The organism is Larsenimonas salina (assembly GCF_023736155.1).
GTDB classification, from domain to species: domain Bacteria; phylum Pseudomonadota; class Gammaproteobacteria; order Pseudomonadales; family Halomonadaceae; genus Larsenimonas; species Larsenimonas salina.
In genome coordinates this window covers 310,866-328,459 of sequence record NZ_JAMLJJ010000003.1, presented here as the reverse complement: position 1 = coordinate 328,459, position 17,594 = coordinate 310,866, and the positions used below count along the sequence as shown (strand labels likewise).

14 protein-coding genes are annotated in these 17,594 nt (G+C 57.7%); 12 read left to right on the top strand and 2 right to left on the bottom strand.

Going from position 1 to position 17,594, the window contains the following annotated elements; genetic code table 11:
* Positions 1-44 precede the first annotated feature (44 nt).
* From dnaN to argC, 4 genes are all read left to right on the top strand, one after another.
* On the top strand, positions 45-1,148 hold the full coding sequence (gene dnaN / locus NAT23_RS08575; protein ID WP_251927438.1) for a DNA polymerase III subunit beta: 1,104 nt from the start codon (positions 45-47) through the stop codon (positions 1,146-1,148).
* 64 nt (positions 1,149-1,212) lie between these two features.
* Positions 1,213-2,298, top strand: coding sequence for a DNA replication/repair protein RecF (recF, locus tag NAT23_RS08570; protein WP_251927435.1), 1,086 nt, complete (start codon positions 1,213-1,215; stop codon positions 2,296-2,298).
* An 18-nt stretch (positions 2,299-2,316) separates the two neighbouring features.
* Positions 2,317-4,734 carry a DNA topoisomerase (ATP-hydrolyzing) subunit B gene (gyrB, locus tag NAT23_RS08565; RefSeq protein WP_251927431.1) on the top strand — a complete coding sequence of 806 codons (2,418 nt, stop codon included), beginning with the start codon at positions 2,317-2,319 and terminating at the stop codon, positions 4,732-4,734.
* A gap of 154 nt (positions 4,735-4,888) precedes the next feature.
* A complete protein-coding gene (gene argC, locus NAT23_RS08560) occupies positions 4,889-5,851 on the top strand; it encodes an N-acetyl-gamma-glutamyl-phosphate reductase (RefSeq protein ID WP_251927428.1) in 963 nt (320 codons plus the stop codon).
* Positions 5,852-5,941: 90 nt separating this feature from the next.
* Here argC and gmhB read toward each other — a convergent pair whose 3' ends face one another.
* Positions 5,942-6,508 carry a D-glycero-beta-D-manno-heptose 1,7-bisphosphate 7-phosphatase gene (gene gmhB / locus NAT23_RS08555; protein ID WP_251927423.1) on the bottom strand — a complete coding sequence of 189 codons (567 nt, stop codon included), beginning with the start codon at positions 6,506-6,508 and terminating at the stop codon, positions 5,942-5,944.
* Positions 6,509-6,822: 314 nt separating this feature from the next.
* On the opposite strand from gmhB, the gene gbdR reads away from it, so the two are divergent.
* The 8 genes from gbdR to NAT23_RS08515 all read left to right on the top strand — a co-directional run bounded on the left by gbdR (position 6,823) and on the right by NAT23_RS08515 (position 16,118).
* Positions 6,823-7,953, top strand: a complete 1,131-nt coding sequence (gene gbdR / locus NAT23_RS08550) for a choline metabolism transcriptional regulator GbdR (RefSeq protein WP_251927420.1) — start codon at positions 6,823-6,825, stop codon at positions 7,951-7,953.
* A 182-nt stretch (positions 7,954-8,135) separates the two neighbouring features.
* Complete coding sequence (locus tag NAT23_RS08545; RefSeq protein ID WP_251927418.1) at positions 8,136-9,113, top strand: dipeptidase; 978 nt, start codon at positions 8,136-8,138, stop codon at positions 9,111-9,113.
* Positions 9,114-9,170: 57 nt separating this feature from the next.
* A complete protein-coding gene (locus NAT23_RS08540; RefSeq protein WP_251927415.1) occupies positions 9,171-9,704 on the top strand; it encodes a DUF5943 domain-containing protein in 534 nt (177 codons plus the stop codon).
* 11 nt (positions 9,705-9,715) lie between these two features.
* On the top strand, positions 9,716-11,788 hold the full coding sequence (gene dgcA, locus NAT23_RS08535; protein WP_251927411.1) for a dimethylglycine demethylation protein DgcA: 2,073 nt from the start codon (positions 9,716-9,718) through the stop codon (positions 11,786-11,788).
* A gap of 48 nt (positions 11,789-11,836) precedes the next feature.
* Positions 11,837-13,792 (top strand): (Fe-S)-binding protein, encoded by a 1,956-nt coding sequence (locus NAT23_RS08530; RefSeq protein WP_251927408.1) that lies wholly within the window; start codon positions 11,837-11,839, stop codon positions 13,790-13,792.
* Positions 13,789-15,060 (top strand): electron transfer flavoprotein subunit alpha, encoded by a 1,272-nt coding sequence (gene etfA / locus NAT23_RS08525; protein ID WP_251927406.1) that lies wholly within the window; start codon positions 13,789-13,791, stop codon positions 15,058-15,060. The genes NAT23_RS08530 and etfA overlap by 4 nt, the downstream gene beginning before the upstream one ends.
* Positions 15,047-15,859 (top strand): electron transfer flavoprotein subunit beta, encoded by an 813-nt coding sequence (gene etfB / locus NAT23_RS08520; RefSeq protein WP_251927404.1) that lies wholly within the window; start codon positions 15,047-15,049, stop codon positions 15,857-15,859. Before etfA ends, etfB begins: the two co-directional genes overlap by 14 nt.
* Positions 15,860-15,872: 13 nt before the next feature.
* Positions 15,873-16,118 carry a hypothetical protein gene (locus tag NAT23_RS08515; protein WP_251927402.1) on the top strand — a complete coding sequence of 82 codons (246 nt, stop codon included), beginning with the start codon at positions 15,873-15,875 and terminating at the stop codon, positions 16,116-16,118.
* Between the two features lie 119 nt (positions 16,119-16,237).
* On the opposite strand, the gene gbca is transcribed toward NAT23_RS08515, so the two are convergent.
* Entirely contained in the window at positions 16,238-17,527 is a 1,290-nt protein-coding gene (gene gbca, locus NAT23_RS08510) for a glycine betaine monooxygenase oxygenase subunit (protein ID WP_251927399.1), read from the bottom strand.
* Between the last annotated feature and the right edge of the window lie 67 nt (positions 17,528-17,594).

Here is a 17,594-nt window from a genome sequence, read left to right as displayed (position 1 = left end):
GTATTGCGCGCGTTATATGTTGCACACGACAAGAGTGACGTTTCATGAAATTTTCCATTTCCCGTGAAGCCCTGCTGCGTCCGCTAACTCTGGTTGCGGGCGTGGTCGAACGCCGTCAGACGCTGCCGGTGCTGTCGAACGTTCTTTTGAGCGTTGATGAGCATGAGCTGTCTCTGACCGGCACCGATCTTGAGGTTGAGCTGGTCGGGCGCACCGTACCGGATTCGGTGGAGCAGCCGGGCAGCGCCACGGTTCCCGCGCGTAAGCTGATGGACATCTGCAAGTCGCTGCCTGAAGGTTCGGTAATCTCGGTCACGGTCGAGGATAGCCGTGCGGTTGTGCGGGCCGGACGCTCTCGGTTCACGCTGTCGACGCTGCCGGTTGCCGAGTTTCCCAATATCGATGAAGGTCAGAGTAAGGCCGAGATCACGTTGACTCGCGGTACGGTCAAGCACTTGATCGATGCGACGTCCTTTGCGATGGCGCAGCAGGACGTTCGCTATTACCTCAATGGTATGTTGATCGATCTGAGTGACCAGCTGGTGCGCGCTGTTGCGACCGATGGCCACCGGCTGGCCATGTGCGCAAAACCTGCCGAGTTTGCACTCGAGACGCCAACCAAGATGATCCTGCCCCGCAAGGGCGTCATCGAACTGTCGCGTTTGCTTGATGACAGCGATGAGCCGCTGACCCTGATCATCGGTGACAACCATCTGCGTGCTCGCACGGGCAATTACACGTTCACCTCGAAACTGGTCGACGGCAAGTTCCCGGATTATGAGCGGGTCGTGCCGAAAAACGGTGACAAGCAGTTCATGGCCGACCGGGCCGAGCTGCGCCAGGTGCTGTCGCGTACTGCAATCCTCTCAAACGAGAAGTACCGAGGCGTTCGGTTGAACCTGGAAGAGGGCACGCTACGGGTTACGGCCAACAACCCCGACCAGGAAGAAGCCGAAGAGATCGTCTCTGTCGAGTACAGTGGCGCGCCCCTGGAAATCGGGTTCAACGTCGGGTATCTGGTCGATGTCTTGAGCGTGCTTGGCACCGAGCAGGTTCAGATGACTCTGTCCGACCCCAATTCCAGCGCACTCATGGAGGCCACCGGCGGCAGCGACGCGCTGTACGTGGTCATGCCGATGCGCCTTTGATGTGTTTCTCCGGCGGCGTTCGTCGCCGGATCGACCCCAAGCGATTCTATCTCTTCGAGCCACTATGCCCCTTGATCAGTTTCGGTGTACGGGCCTTCGCAATCTGGCGCCGATCGACATCACCCCCAGCAACCACATCAATCTGATTACCGGCGCCAATGGCAGCGGCAAGACCAGTGTGTTGGAAGGGCTGCACATCCTCGGGATGGCGCGCTCGTTTCGCACTCATCAGCTCAAGCACGCAATCCATCACGAGGCGGACGGGTTGACTGTCTTCGGCCGGCTGGCCGGAACGGTGCCGGTCCCGCTTGGCGTGCGCCGGCAGCGAAGCGGTGATGGGGTCGAGCTTCGTGTATCGGGAGAGCGCGTCGACCGGATTGCCACCCTTGCTGAAAAGCTGCCCATGCAGGTGATCAATCCGGATGCCTTTCGCTTGATCGAGGGGGCGCCTGCGTCTCGGCGAGAGTTTCTCGATTGGGGCGTCTTTCACGTCAATTCCGAATTTTTCGACCTCTGGCGCGCGACTCGCCGGGCGTTGAAACATCGGAACGCGCTTTTAAGACATGATAGAATGGACCGTCAGGCCATCGCGGTTTGGAGCGCCGAGCTGGCCCGCTGGGGGCAAAGGCTTGACCAGATGCGCCAGGAGTACATCCAGGCCTTTCGGCCGGTGTTCGAACGCATTCTGGCCGAACTGGTTGATCTGCCCGGGCTTCAGCTCCGCTACTACCGCGGGTGGGACAAGGCTCGACCGCTGGACGACGTGCTGTCTCAAAGCATCGATACCGACCGGCAGATGGGCTTCACCCAACAAGGACCGCAGCGCGCGGATCTTCGTCTTCGGGTTGGAAAATATCCGGCGGCGCAGGTGTTGTCTCGCGGTCAGCAAAAACTGGTGGTCAGTGCCATGAAATTGGCACAGGGGCACTGGCTTGAAGAAGCCACCGGGCGACAGTGCATCTATCTGATCGACGACCTGGCGGCCGAACTGGACGAGACGCATCGGCAGGCATTCTGCGGGCTTCTCGAACAGATGACATGTCAGATTTTTCTTACCGGCATTGATCGGCATTTGCTCGATGATGTGTGGCGTGGGCCTACAGACATGGCGCATTTTCACATCAGCGATGGACGATTGACGGCGGCGTGATTCCATATGGAGCAGGCAATGAGCGAGCAGGCTTACGATTCTTCCAGCATCAAGGTATTGAAAGGGCTTGATGCTGTCCGTAAACGGCCAGGAATGTACATCGGGGATACCGACGATGGGACCGGTCTGCACCACATGGTCTTCGAGATCGTCGATAACTCGATCGACGAAGCGCTTGCCGGCCATTGCAGCGAAGTTCTGGTAACGATCCATCCGGACGAGTCGGTGTCAGTGTCCGACGATGGCCGTGGTATTCCGACCGATGTGCACTCCGAAGAAGGGGTGTCGGCGGCCGAGGTGATCATGACGGTGCTGCACGCCGGCGGCAAGTTCGACGACAACTCCTACAAGGTCTCGGGCGGCCTGCACGGGGTAGGGGTCTCGGTCGTGAATGCGCTTTCCGAGCAGCTCAAGCTCACAATCTGGCGCAACAATGAGGTGCATGAGCAGATCTACTCGCACGGCGTGCCCCAGAAGCCGCTGAGCGTGGTCGGAAAGACCGAGAAAAGCGGCACAATGATCACCTTTAAACCGTCCGCCGAGACGTTCGCCAACATTGAATTTCAGTACGACATCCTTGCCAAGCGCCTGCGTGAACTGTCGTTTCTAAACTCCGGTGTGGCCATTCGTCTACATGACGAGCGCGATGGTCGGGAAGAGCTTTTCCACTATGAGGGCGGGCTCAGGGCGTTCGTCGAGCACCTGAACAAGAACCGAACCGCGCTCAACCCCGTATTTCATTTTGAGATGGAGCGCGAAGACGGCATCGTGGTCGAAGTCGCGATGCAGTGGAATGATAGCTTCACCGAAAATATCTATTGCTACACCAACAACATTCCTCAGCGCGATGGCGGCACCCACCTGGCCGGGTTCCGCGGTGCGCTGACGCGCTCGCTCAATGGCTACATCGAGGCCGAAGAGCTTCAGAAGAAGTCCAAGGTCGCGACCTCGGGCGATGATGCGCGAGAAGGCCTGACCGCCATCATTTCAGTCAAGGTTCCGGATCCGAAGTTCTCTTCCCAGACCAAGGACAAGCTGGTGTCGTCCGAGGTAAAAACCGCGGTCGAGCAGGAAATGAGCCGTAACTTCGGTGAGTATCTGGTCGAGCGGCCGAACGAGGCCAAGGCCATCGTCAACAAGATGCTGGACGCCGCCCGCGCTCGTGAAGCGGCTCGTAAGGCGCGTGACATGACGCGGCGCAAGGGCGCGCTCGATATCGCGGGGCTCCCCGGAAAGCTGGCGGATTGCCAGGAAAAGGATCCAAGCCGCTCCGAGCTGTATCTGGTGGAGGGTGACAGCGCCGGCGGCAGTGCCAAGCAGGGCCGTGATCGCCGTACACAGGCGATTCTGCCGCTCAAGGGCAAAATCCTGAACGTCGAAAAGGCCCGGTTCGACAAGATGCTGTCCTCGGCCGAGGTCGGCACGTTGATCACGGCGCTCGGGTGCGGAATCGGCCGTGAAGAGTTCAACCCGGACAAGCTTCGTTATCATTCGATCGTCATCATGACTGACGCTGACGTCGACGGCTCGCACATTCGAACGCTGCTGCTGACGTTTTTCTTCCGTCAGATGCCTGAGCTTATCGAGCGTGGTCACGTGTTCATTGCCCAGCCGCCGCTTTACAAGATCAAGCGCGGCAAGCAGGAGATGTATCTGAAAGATGAACAGGCGCTGCAGGACTATCTGACCAGCACCGCGCTTGATGGGGCAACGCTTCACATCAATCAAAATGCCCCCGGCATCGGTGGCGCGCAGCTTGAATCACTGGTCAACCGGTACCGCGATGCGATGCGTCGTATTGACCGCTTGAGCCGGGTCTATCCGGCTGAAGTTCTGAAGAAGTTGATCGAAGTGCCGCGCATTACGTCGGAGACGTTGAACGACCAGGGTGCGATGGCGGCCTGGGTCGCGAAGCTTCAAACCCGAATGGATATGGTTGTGGCCTACGAGGGCGGGCCGACCTATACCTTCGAGGTTCGCCATAACGAAGAGCAGTCCGTGTACCTTCCAAGTGTGACGCTGGCCGCTCATGGTGTGGCAACCGATTATCCGTTGGGCGTTGGCTTCTTCCATTCAGGCGATTATGACGTTATCGCCAAACTTGGCGAAGAACTCGATGGCTTGTTGGAAGAAGGTGCTTATATCGCACGGGGTGAACGCTCACGCAATGTTGAGACGTTCAACGATGTTCTGGAATGGCTCATGAAAGAGGCTGGCCGCGGCTTCAGTGTCCAGCGCTATAAAGGGCTGGGTGAGATGAACCCGGATCAGTTGTGGGAAACCACCATGGACCCAGAGTCACGTCGAATGCTGCGGGTGTCCATCGACGACGCCGTAGCTGCTGATCTGATGTTCAATACGCTTATGGGCGATGAGGTCGAGCCACGTCGAGACTTTATCCAAAGTAACGCCCTGACGGCCAACCTCGATATCTGACGATATGATGTTTCACGTGAAACATCGATTGAAAGCCGGCTTATGCCGGCTTTTTTTAGTAGAGGCTGAATGCCGGTTACGCCGCTCGGCGTGATGGAGCCAGGTGCGTTATGATAAGCAACAACGAATCGAACTGGTTGAAAGAGGTCAGGTAATGGCACCGAAAGTGTACGTGGATGGTCAGTCGGGTACCGCAGGGCTCAGATTGATGGATTATCTCAAGGCGCGTGATGATCTTGAAATCCTTCGGATCGATGAAAATCAGCGACGCGATGCTCGGGAACGAGCACGGCTGATTAATGCCTCCGATGTGACCTTTCTGTGTTTGCCGGATGATGCGTCACGTGAGGCGGTGGCTATACTGGATAACCCGGATACCACCATCATCGATGCCAGCACGGCTTTTCGAACAAACGATGACTGGGCCTATGGTTTGCCGGAGTTGACGCGAGGGCAGCGGGAGGCAATTCGGGGCAGTCGGCGTATTGCGAACCCGGGATGCCACGCCAGCGCATTCATTCTATTGGTGCGGCCGCTGGTCGAGGCGGGGCTTTTGCCGGCCTCAACGCCCCTTTCGGCCTTCTCGCTGACAGGCTACAGCGGCGGCGGCAAACAGATGATTGCCGACTATGAATCGAGCAGTGATCCCAAGCTTCAAAGTCCCCGAATGTACGCACTTGGGTTGATGCACAAGCATCTGCCTGAAATGACCCAGCACGGCCATCTCGAGGCCGCACCCGTATTCACGCCCGTGGTCGGAAACTTTTTGAAAGGCCTGACGGTGAGCATCCCGCTTCATATCGGTCAGATGGCGCGTGGTGTCACACCTGAATCGGTGGTCTCGGCACTCAGAATGCATTATCGCGACGAGCCTTTCATTCGAGTGATGGCGTTCGACGAGGATGCGACCAATCTTGATCAGGGCTTTTTCGATGTTCAAGGGTGCAATGATACCAACCGAGCGGATCTGTTCGTGTTTGGTAATGGCGAACGACTCACGCTCATGGCTCGCCTGGACAACCTGGGTAAAGGAGCCGCGGGCGCGGCAGTGCAGTGCATGAACATCGCACTGGGGCTTGACGAATCGATGGGGCTGACGTCAGGGCTCGACGCGTGATCGAGTAGGGTGTTTCACATGAAACACCCTACTGGTTAAGAAGTGCCATTGAACGCCCTGCGTTAAAGCACGGTATACATGTATTTTGGTTTATGCATTTTGATGAGTATTTGCGATCAGGGTGTCAGCGAATTCTTGCAGGCAGCGGGACACCACAACAGAGCTTGGATGACGCAATGCCGTCAATTCTTTCTCTGCATCCTTGCCCTTGCCTGTCTTGACCAGTGCCAACCGACACCCCATGGCCTCACCGGCTTGAAGGTCTCTCAGGGTGTCGCCCACCATCCAGCTGTTATTGAGTGTCGTGTAGCCTAAATGGTCACGGATGTTTTCCAGAAGCCCGGTACCGGGTTTTCGGCACTCGCATTGATCGTCCGGGCCGTGAGGACAGTAAGCGATATGGGCGATGCGCCCGCCGGCATCCTCGATCAAAGCGGTCATCTTGGTATGCATGGCCGCCAGCGCCGCTTCATCGAACAATCCTCGCGCCAGACCGGATTGATTAGTCGCGATGGCGATGGTGTGGCCCGCCTGAGATAGCCGGGCGATAGCTTCGATAGACCCGGGGATGGGCTGCCACTCATCGCTGGATTTGATGTAGCTAGCGGAGTCCTCATTAATCGTGCCATCTCGGTCGAGAATGATCAGATTGCCCATCGTGTGTGGCCTTTTGGGTCGCTTCTGGAATAAACAGTAAACCTGTCGGTCTTAAAACACTAATTGTCGCTTAAGAGAAAGCAAATTTATGCAGTGCAGGCCGTTGAAAATAAACCGGCATCAATATTAACTATTTCAATGATAGAACCGGATTGCCAGATTCCATAGATGTCTTCGAGCAGACTGGAGTCTAATAACGTATAAGTGTGCGTGTCATCAATTCTTAATAATATACGTGTCCCGCCACCTGGTGGGCAGCGACGTGAACCATCAGCCGCGCAATAAACATAACAACAAGCAATGAGGAGTGACCTATGGTAACGAATATCAATGATCGTTCAAGAGAGATCCCGTCTCAAAAAGGGCAGTGCATCGGGTTTTTGTTGTTGGAAAATTTCACCCTGATCTCGCTGGCATCGGCCATCGAGCCTCTTCGTATGGCAAACCAGCTAGCGGGAGAGGAGCTTTACCGGTGGTACACGATCAGCATCGATGGAGCGCCGCTTCGAGCAAGCGATGGCTTGATGGTCACTCCTGATGCGTCGATGACTCAGGTGCCGGAGCTCGATGGCGTCATCGTCTGTGGTGGTGTTGCGCCTCAGGTCAGTGTGACACGGGACCATGTGCTGTGGCTTCAGAAACAGGCCCGCGCTTCAGCGCGCATGGGCGCGATTTGTACCGGAAGCTGGGCGCTTGCTCGTGCCGGCTTGCTGGATGGGGTGGAAACGAGCGTCCATTGGGAATGTCTGGCCTCAATGCAGGAAGCATTTCCCAAGGTAGAACTGACTACGCGACTCTTTTCCATTGATCAAGACCGCTTTACCGCCTCAGGCGGAACCGCGCCACTTGACATGATGCTCAACATGATCGGCCACGATCATGGACGCGAATTGTCCGTCGGTATCTCGGAGATGTTTATCTACGAGCGCATGCGAAGCGAACAGGACATGCAGCGCGTACCGCTCAAACATATCCTAGGCACGACACAGCCCAAGCTTTTGGAAATCGTTGCGCTGATGGAATCGAATCTGGAAGAACCGATCAGCCTGGCCGAACTCGCGCGTTACGTTGATGTGTCAAGGCGTCAGCTCGAGCGGCTGTTCCAGAAATACCTGCACTGCTCGCCATCCCGTTACTATCTCAAACTGCGCCTCACCCGCGCACGGCAACTTCTGAAGCAAACCTCGCTTTCAATTATCGAAGTTGCCTCGGCCTGTGGGTTTGTCTCGACGCCGCACTTTTCGAAATGCTACCGCGAGTACTACGGTACCCCGCCGCGTGATGAGCGCATTGAGCTGCTTTCGCGAGCGCATCACAAGCCCGTTGATGTGTTGCCCAGTCAGGAGCCGGTCGTCCTGGCGGCGGCCACGTTTTCAAGCGCGCAGTTGGCCCTATCGAATGCCAAGGGCGAGCCCACCTACGCCACGATTCGGATTCCTCGCTAAAACGTCTTTTTCACTCGTAAACGCCTGGCACTCAGTCAGGCGTTTTTATGTCAGAACGCGTTTGGTCGTCCAGTGCTACCGGCCCGACTGACGCTTTTGGAATAAAGGTTGTCGCATCCAAACGTCGCTTAGCAACTAGGCGGGGATATGCTGACCCCCACAACCAGAGAGTGGAGAAAGTCATGACCCCGTCCGAACTGCACAACGACGCTATCGTTATCGATGGCCTGATTATTGCCAAATGGGAACGCGAACTGCTGGAAGATATGCGCAAAGGCGGTCTGACTGCAGCGAACTGTACGGTTTCCGTATGGGAAGGGTTCAAGGCCACCGTCGACAATATCGTCAGCACTCAGAAGCTGATGGATGAGTGCAGCGATCTGGTCCGCCCGGTTCACACCACTGAAGACATCACCCGTGCCAAGGAAGAAGGCAAGACCGGCATTATCTTCGGTTTTCAAAATGCCCACGCGTTCGAAGACCAGATCGGCTACGTTGAAATCTTCAAGAAGCTCGGCGTTGGCATCGTTCAGATGTGCTACAACACTCAGAACCTGGTCGGTACCGGGTGCTACGAGCGTGACGGCGGCCTATCTGGCTTCGGTCGTGAAATCGTTGCCGAAATGAATCGCGTTGGCATGATGTGCGACCTGTCCCACGTCGGTTCCAAGACCAGTCAGGAAGTCATTCTCGAATCCAAGAAGCCGGTCTGCTACTCCCACTGCCTGCCCTCTGGCCTGAAAGAACACCCGCGCAACAAGTCCGACGAAGAGCTCAAGTTCATCGCCGATAACGGTGGCTTTGTCGGTGTCACCATGTTTACGCCGTTCCTGCGCGCTGGCGTCAATGCCACCGTCGACGACTACGTCGAAGCGATCGAGTACGTCATGAATATCGTGGGTGAAGACGCCATCGGCATCGGCACCGACTTTACCCAAGGTCACGATCAGCAGTTCTTCGAGTGGCTGACCCACGACAAGGGGTACGCACGTCGTCTGACGCGCTTTGGTGAAATCATTAACCCGAAAGGCATTCGTACGGTCGGTGAATTCCCCAACCTGACCGAAGCCCTGCTTCGCCGCGGAATGAGCGAGAAGCAGGTTCGCAAGATCATGGGCGAGAACTGGGTGCGCGTACTCCGCGATGTTTGGGGTGCCTGATAGCAACACCATCACCGATTCATGTGTAACAACGACAAAAATTTGAGGTTGACGACTGTGACTACTACCGCCCCGCAATTACCGATCGAAGTCGACAGTGAAACAGGCATCTGGACAACGGATGCTCTGCCGATGCTGTATGTTCCGCGCCATTTCTTCGTCAATAACCACGTCGCTATAGAAGAAGCCCTCGGCGCCGAGAAATACGCCGAAATCCTTTATCACGCCGGTTACAAGAGCGCTTGGCACTGGTGTGAAAAAGAAGCCGAAATGCATGGCCTTGAAGGCCGTGACGTATTCGAACACTACATGAACCGTCTGTCTCAGCGTGGCTGGGGTTTGTTCATTACCGAAGAGTTCGACCTGGACGCCGGTACGGCAAGCGTACGTCTTGAACACAGCGCCTTCGTCTATCAGATGGGCAAGGTGAACCGGAAGATCGAATACATGTTTACCGGCTGGTTCGCAGGCGCGATGGACCAGATCCTTCAGGCCCAGGGCAATGATTTGCGCACCGTGGCCGAGCAAACACAAAGCGCCGCCGAGACGGGCTGCGATGTCGGTCGTTTCAAAGTGACCCCTGTTAGCTGAGGAGAGATGGTATGGCTTTTGAAGCAATGTTCGAGCCGATTCAGATCGGCAGCCAGACCATTCGTAACCGAGTGGTCAGCACAGCGCACGCTGAGGTCTATGCAACCGACGGGGGCATGACCACCGACCGCTACGTCAAATATTACGAAGAGAAGGCGAAGGGCGGCTGTGGCCTTTGCATTTGCGGGGGTTCCTCGGTCGTATCGATCGACAGCCCGCAGGCCTGGTGGAGCTCGGTCAACCTGTCGACCGACCGCATCATCCCGCACTTCCAGAATCTGGCCGATGCCGTGCACAAGCATGGCGGCAAGATCATGATCCAGATCACTCACATGGGCCGTCGCTCACGTTGGGATGGTTTCAACTGGTCAACACTGCTGTCGCCGTCCGGCATCCGTGAGCCGGTCCACCGTTCGACCTGTAAGACGATCGAGGAAGAAGAGATCTGGCGCATCATCGGTGATTTCGCCCAGGCGGCGCGCCGTGCAAAAGAAGGCGGCCTTGATGGGGTCGAGCTTTCTGCGGTTCACCAGCATCTGGTCGACCAGTTCTGGAGCCCGCGCGTCAACAAGCGAACCGACCAATGGGGCGGCAGCTTTGAAAACCGCATGCGATTTGGTATGGAAGTTCTAAAAGCCGTTCGCGAAGAAGTCGGCGACGACTTCGTGGTTGGCATGCGTATCACTGGTGACGAGTTCCATCCGGACGGTCTTGATCACGAAGAAATGAAGCGGATCGCGGCCTATTACGACGCGACCGGCAAGGTCGATTTCTTCGGTGTCGTGGGCTCCGGGTGTGACACGCACAACACGCTTGCCAACGTCATTCCGAACATGAGCTATCCGCCGGAGCCGTTCCTGCACCTGGCTGCGGGCATCAAGACTGTCGTCAATGTGCCTGTAATCCATGCGCAGAACATCAAGGACCCGAACCAGGCCAGCCGTATTCTGGAAGCCGGCCACGTCGACCTCGTCGGCATGACCCGTGCCCACATCGCCGACCCGCATTTGATCACCAAGATCAAAATGGGTCAGACCGACCAGATCCGTCAGTGCGTTGGTGCGAACTACTGCATCGACCGTCAGTACCAGGGTCTTGACGTTCTTTGTATCCAGAACGGCGCGACGTCTCGTGAGTACATGGGGCTGCCGCACATCATCGAAAAGACCAAGGGCCCGCTCCGCAAGGTCGTGGTTGTCGGTGGTGGCCCTGGTGGTATGGAAGCTGCACGTGTCAGCGCCGAGCGCGGCCACGATGTGACGCTTTTTGAAGCCAAGGACCAGATCGGTGGACAGATCACAACGGCCTCTCGTGCGCCGGGTCGCGATCAGATGGCCGGTATCACGCGCTGGTACCAGCTTGAGCTTGATCGTCTGGGCGTAGATGTTCGCCTGAACACACCGGCTGATGAAGCAACCATTAAGGACCTGCGTCCGGACATCGTCATGCTCGCCACCGGCGGCACGCCGCACGTAACGCAGGTGCCGGACTGGGGCTTTGATCCCGATCCCGAAAAGAGCCTGGTCGTCAGCAGCTGGGACATCCTCGACGGCAAGGTCGAGCCCAGCAAGAACGTACTGGTCTTCGATACGATCTGTGAATTCTCGGGCGTGTCTGTAGCCGATTACATGGCTGACAAGGGCTCCAAGGTCGAGATCGTGACCGACGACATCAAGCCGGGCGCTGCCGTAGGCGGCACTACCTTCCCGACCTACTACCGTACGCTTTACGAGAAAGAAGTCATCATGACGTCTGACCTCGCACTGCATAAGGTCTACCGTGAAGGTCCCGCGCTCGTGGCCGTACTTGAAAACGAGTACACCGGCGAGATGGAAGAGCGCGTGGTCGATCAGATCGTCGTCGAAAACGGGGTCAAACCCAACGAAGAGCTGTACTACGCCCTCAAATCACAGTCGCGCAACAAGGGTCAGATCGACCTGGAAGCGTTGTACGCGATTGAGCCGCAACCGAGCCTGAGCGAGTCAGGTGAGGGCTTCTTGCTGTTCCGGATTGGCGATTGCACTGCGCCACGCAACACGCACGCCGCCATCTATGACGCCTTGCGTCTCTGCAAGGATTTCTAAGATCTGCCCGCGCGGTGCGCCGCGCGGGCTGTCCGGGAGGCTTTTCCAATGCTGGATATCCTGATGCCGCTGCTTTTGGCTGCGGCCCTCGTGTTGGCCGTAGTCGGTGCGTTTCGACGCATCGCCATGTGGCGCCGTGGTCGACCATCCCCCGTCAATATCATGAAAGGGCTGACCTCGATCCCCAAGCGTTACCTGGTCGATCTTCACCACGTCGTCGAACGTGATAAATATATTGCCCACACGCACGTAGCCACCGCCGGTGGTTTTGTGGCGTCCATGGTGCTTGCCATCATCGTGCATGGCTTTGATCTGGCCAGTGGCATTCTTGGCTGGCTGCTGCTGCTGTTCACGGCGATCATGTTCGTGGGTAGCGTGCTGGTCTATCGCCGCCGCATCAATCCGCCGGCGCGCTTGTCCAAGGGGCCGTTTCAGCGCCTGCCGAAAAGCTTGATCGCGTTTTCGGTCGGCATGTTCCTGACCACCCTGCCTGCGGTCGGCTTGATGCCTGAAAATGCCGGAAGTTGGGTGTTTGCGCTGGTATTGGTCGTACTGGTTGCCTGGGGTGTGTCTGAGCTCGTCTTCGGCATGACCTGGGGCGGCCCCATGAAGCACGCCTTTGCCGGTGCGCTTCATCTCGGGTTTCACCGCCGTCAGGAGCGTTTCGGTGGCGGCCGCTCGACCGGGCTCAAACCGCTCAACCTCGATGACGAGTCCTCGCCTCTGGGCGTGATCAAGCCGGAAGAATTTACCTGGAATCAGCGGCTGGGCTTCGATGCCTGCGTGCAGTGTGGGCGCTGTGAGGCGGTATGCCCGGCGTTTGCAGCCGGTCAGCCTCTTAACCCCAAGAAGCTGATCCAGGACATGGTGGCGAGCATGACCACCGGAACGGACGCCAACTACGCCGGCTCCAACTACCCCGGTCAGACCGGAACGCACGAAGTCGGTCCGGGGGGCGTCCTGGTGGCCCGTGAAGGCAAGGCGCTGGTTGATGCCGATACGCTGTGGTCCTGCACCACCTGCCGTGCCTGTGTCGAAGAGTGCCCGATGATGATCGAGCACGTGGATGCGGTGGTCGATATTCGTCGTCATTTGACGCTCGAGCACGGTGAAACACCGGGCAAGGGCGCAGACGTACTGAACAACCTGATCGCGACCGACAACCCTGGCGGGTTCTCGCCCAACTCACGCATGAACTGGGCAACCGATCTTGAGCTTCCGATGCTCAAGGATCGTGATCACGCCGAAGTGCTTTTGTGGCTCGGCGATGGCGTGTTCGACATGCGCAACCAGCGTACGCTTCGCGCGTTGATCAAGGTGCTGCGGGCAGGCAACGTCGATTTCGCCGTTCTTGGTAACGATGAGCGTGACAGCGGTGATCTGGCGCGCCGTCTTGGTGATGAAGCCACGTTCCAGTCGCTTGCCAAGCGCAATATCGCAACGCTTGCCAAGCATTCGTTCGACTGCATCGTGACCTGTGATCCACACAGCTTCCATGTGCTCAAAAACGAGTACGGCGACTTTGGCGGACACTACGAGGTCTATCATCACAGCGGCTACTTGAACCTCTTGATCGATTCCGGTCGCGTATCGTTGAACAAGGCTGATGTTGGCACAGTGACCTATCACGACCCCTGCTACCTCGGTCGCTACAACGGTGAGTATGACGCGCCGCGCTCCGTTCTCAAGGCGCTTGGCCTTGAAGTCAATGAAATGGCGCGGTCTGGCTATCGCTCTCGTTGCTGCGGTGGGGGCGGTGGTGCACCGGTCGTGGACGTACCCGGCAAGCAGCGTATTCCTGACATGCGGATGGAAGACATCCGAGAAACTGGCGCGGAAATCGTTGCCGTAGGCTGCCCACAGTGCACGGCCATGCTTGAAGGGGTGGTCGAGCCGCGTCCTGACGTCAAGGACATCGCTGAGTTGGTCGCCGATGCGTTGTCGGATACGCCGGCACCGCGCTCCCACGCCGATAACAAGGAACCCGTGGAGGTGGTCGCATGAGTCTGACTCGAAAAAACCCCCGTCTGGAATGGATCGCACGTAACCGGCTCCACCCGGAGCACGCGCAGGTCATGGCCGAGCTGGATGCGTCCAGCTCGCCGTCTCAGTGGATGGGCCCCAACGGCCTCCTGCGGCGCGACCCGCACCGCGTTGGGCGTATGGGTCCCAATGGCTTGAAGCGCATCGACCGAAGCGGTCTGCTGGCCGGTCAGGCCTATGGCTCTGGCGGTAAGCAGGCCAAGGCCGAGCCGCAAAAGCCCTTGATCACGATCGATGACCCGGCGTTCATCGTTGCGGTCGTTCCGGACATGGCCGGTGGCGAGCTGACCAGTCACGACAAGGACGTGCTCGGTATGGCACGTCAATTGGCGGATGCCGACCCGCAGCGCCAGGGCGCGGTATTGGCCGTGGTGTTTGGCAGCTACCGTGAAACACGCTTCGAGCATGCCGGTATCGATCGGTTGGTCTTTCTGGAGGACGAGCGGCTGGAAGGCTACAGCCCGGAGCGCCGCTTGAACCGCCTCGAGGACATCGAGCGCGAGCTCACGCCCGAGCGTTGGCTCTTCCCGGACTCCCAGCTCGGCGGTGCCGAGTTGGGTCGTCGTCTGTCCGTACGGCTCAAGGAGCGTCCGGCGACACACGTCTGGCAACTTTTGTCTGAAGATGGCGAGTGGCGTTGTGAGTGCCGTGGCGCACGTGAGCGTTCTGACATCGTGCGATCACTTCCCCGCTGCATTCTGGCGCTGGAAGAGTGCGCAGAGCCGGTCTCTGAAAACCGGTATGAAGTGAAACCGGTTGAACTGAGTTCCACGGCGCCCGAGACGATGATTCGCATCGATAACCTCGGTCAGGTGGAAGTCGACCCGGCAAGCGTTGCACTCGGTGAGGCCGAATTCATCCTCTCCGGCGGGAATGGCGTCAAGAACTGGGACCGCTTCCACAACGCAGCACTCCAGCTCAGGGCTGCCGAAGGCGCCTCGCGTGTGGCGGTGGATAACGGATTCATGCCTCGTGAACGCCAGGTTGGTGCCACGGGAACGTGGGTTAGTGCCCGGGTCTACATTGCAGTGGGCATCTCCGGTGCCATTCAGCACCTTCAGGGGATCGAGCGCTGCAACAAGGTGGTTGCGATCAACAACGATGGCGGCTGTGACATGGTCAAGCGTGCCGATCTTGCCATCATTGGCGATGCCGAAGGCGTGCTGGAAGCCCTGGTTGAGCTTATAGAGCAGAAACGGTCCGAGGAGTCGCACCATGAAGCCGCGTGAATCCGATAAAAAAAGTGCCTCGCTCTCTATTTCCGTGCTGGTCTCGACCGGTCGTCATCCGATCACCGGCCGACCGGGTCGTGCCGATCAGGATTCCCGTGCGGTCGAGCTTGCCATGAACCTTCAGGGGGGCTCGGTCAGTTTGCTGCACGCAGGCCAGCCAACCGAGGAATGCAAGGAGGCGCTTCGGGGGTATCTTGGCATGGGCATCGATCGCATTTCGCTGATCGAACAGTCTGAACATGCCGACATCACCGAGGTGCTTACCAAGACGCTGAAATCCTCGAACCCATCGCTTGTTCTGGCGGGTACTCAAGCCGAACAGGGTGAAGGCTCCGGTCTTCTCCCCTTTCTGCTTGCGGAGTCGCTTGGGTGGTCTCTGGTGTCAGGGCTTGTCAGCATCGAGTCGGTCGAAAACGGCCAGGCAACGATTCTTCAAGCGCTCCCGCGTGGTCAGCGTCGGCGATTGAAAGTGCGGCTGCCCGCCATCGCAACCGTCGATGAAAGTGCCGAGCGTGCGCGTCAAAGCGCGTTTGGACCGGCCCGACGCGGCACGATTGAAACGATCAGCGAAGCGAGCCATATTGATGAAACGCTGGCCAGCTTTGAGATCAAGAAAGCTCGGGTACGGCCCAAGCGTCTCAAGATCGTCAAGTCGTCCTCTGCCAGGGATCGTTTCAAGGCAGCCGCAGCCAAGTCCGGCGGCGGCGGCGGTCAGGTGCTCTCTGATGTCAGCGCTCAAGAGGGGGCTGAAGCGATATTCAAGCTTCTTCAGGAAGAGAACGTGCTGAAACTGTGAGGGGGATATAGCGATGATGCTGGTCGATCTGATAGACGAAGTTGACTTCAAGGTGGCACTCCAGGTGCATAACGTGCCCATCCAGGACCCTCAGGCGTCGGTGGATGTCATGGCTCAGGAGGCACTCCAGGCCTGGAAGGCAGGGCAGGCCGATGGGCTCAAGCCGCTGTTCGAGCAGTGGCTTGCCTGTGCCGATGCCATTCATCCCGTCGTGCTTGATGCTATCCAGCGCTGGTGGGGCCCGGTCATCGAGACCTGAGAGGCCACATTGTCGAAATCAGGCCCCCTTGGCGTTGGATGTACTGTCAAAGGGGCTTGAAACAAAAAGGCTCGTCCGTGGACGAGCCTTTTTTATGGTGGCCTACTTGGCTTTGTGCGTTAGCCCTTGGCCAATTTGAGTTCGGGCACATCGCCTTCGATGTTGTCGATCATCTGGCCGCTGTACCACGCGAGGAAGTCGATTACGCCGAACTCATAAGTTTTTGAGTAGGGGCCCGGCTGGTAGGCCTGGGAGTTGATACCGCGCTGGTTTTCTTCAGCCAGTTTACGGTCCTGATCGTTGGTGGCGTCCCATACACGGCGAAGCTCGTCAGGGTTGTAATCTTCACCTTCGACAGCGTCCTTGTGCACGAGCCATTTGGTCGTGACCAGCGTTTTCTGCGCGCTCAGCGGCAGGACGCGGAACACGATCGCATGGTCGCCCATGAAGTGGTTCCAGGAGTTTGGCAGGTGCAGGATACGCAAGGAGCCCATATCGGGACTTTGCAGGCGGCCCATCAGCTTCTTGGAGCCCGGCTTGCCATCCATGGTCATCGAAACGACGCCGTTCAGCAGCGGAGTACGAGTCAGACGATTACGACGCCCGATACGCTTGAGCTCGAACGGAACGCTTTCTGCGGACCAGTCGGACTGCTTCTTGGCGACCAGCGCCTTGTAGTCGTCGGTTGCACGGGGGTCGTCGGTGTCATCGAACTCGATCAGCGAGTTCAGAAGCTCGGGGTGAGAACCATTACAGTGGTAGCACTCACGGTTGTTTTCGATGACCAGCTTCCAGTTCGCATCCTCGACGATGTTGGACTCTACCGCGATCTTGGTATTTTCCATATCGTAGGGTTCGAGGTAGTGATCCAGTGTTTCGGCAAACTCGTCGAACGCAGGCGCTTCGCCTTCGGACAGGCATACAAAAATGAATCCACCGGCAACGCGGACATGAATCGGCTTGAGGCCGTAGGCATTCATGTCGAAATCTTCGCCCATGTCGGTGCCTGCGAACAGCAGACGACCGTCCAGCTCATAGGTCCACTGGTGGTAGGGGCAAACCAGCTTGGCTGCCTTGCCACGCTCTTGCAGACACAGTTTTGACCCGCGGTGGCGGCAAACGTTATAGAAGCCGTGAATGGCATCCTTGTCGCCGCGGACGAGAACGATAGGGTTTTCACCTACGGTCAACGTCAGGTAGTTCCCCTTTTTGGGAACCTCACAGGTCATTCCAGCGAACAGCCACTCTTTGCTGAAGATTTCCTGCATATCCACTGCGAAAACCCGCTCGTCCTTATAAAAGGGTTGCGGTAAAGTGAACGAAGGGTCACGCTCATTCAGCATCTGAGCGCACGCTTTCTTGGTTTCGCCAAGCGGGTCTTCGAGCCGCTCGTGGTTAATCAGTTGCATAGTCTGGAATCCTCATGAAAAGTCGCCGCCGGCACGGGGATTGTGAGCAGGCGTTGTTCTTATTTTG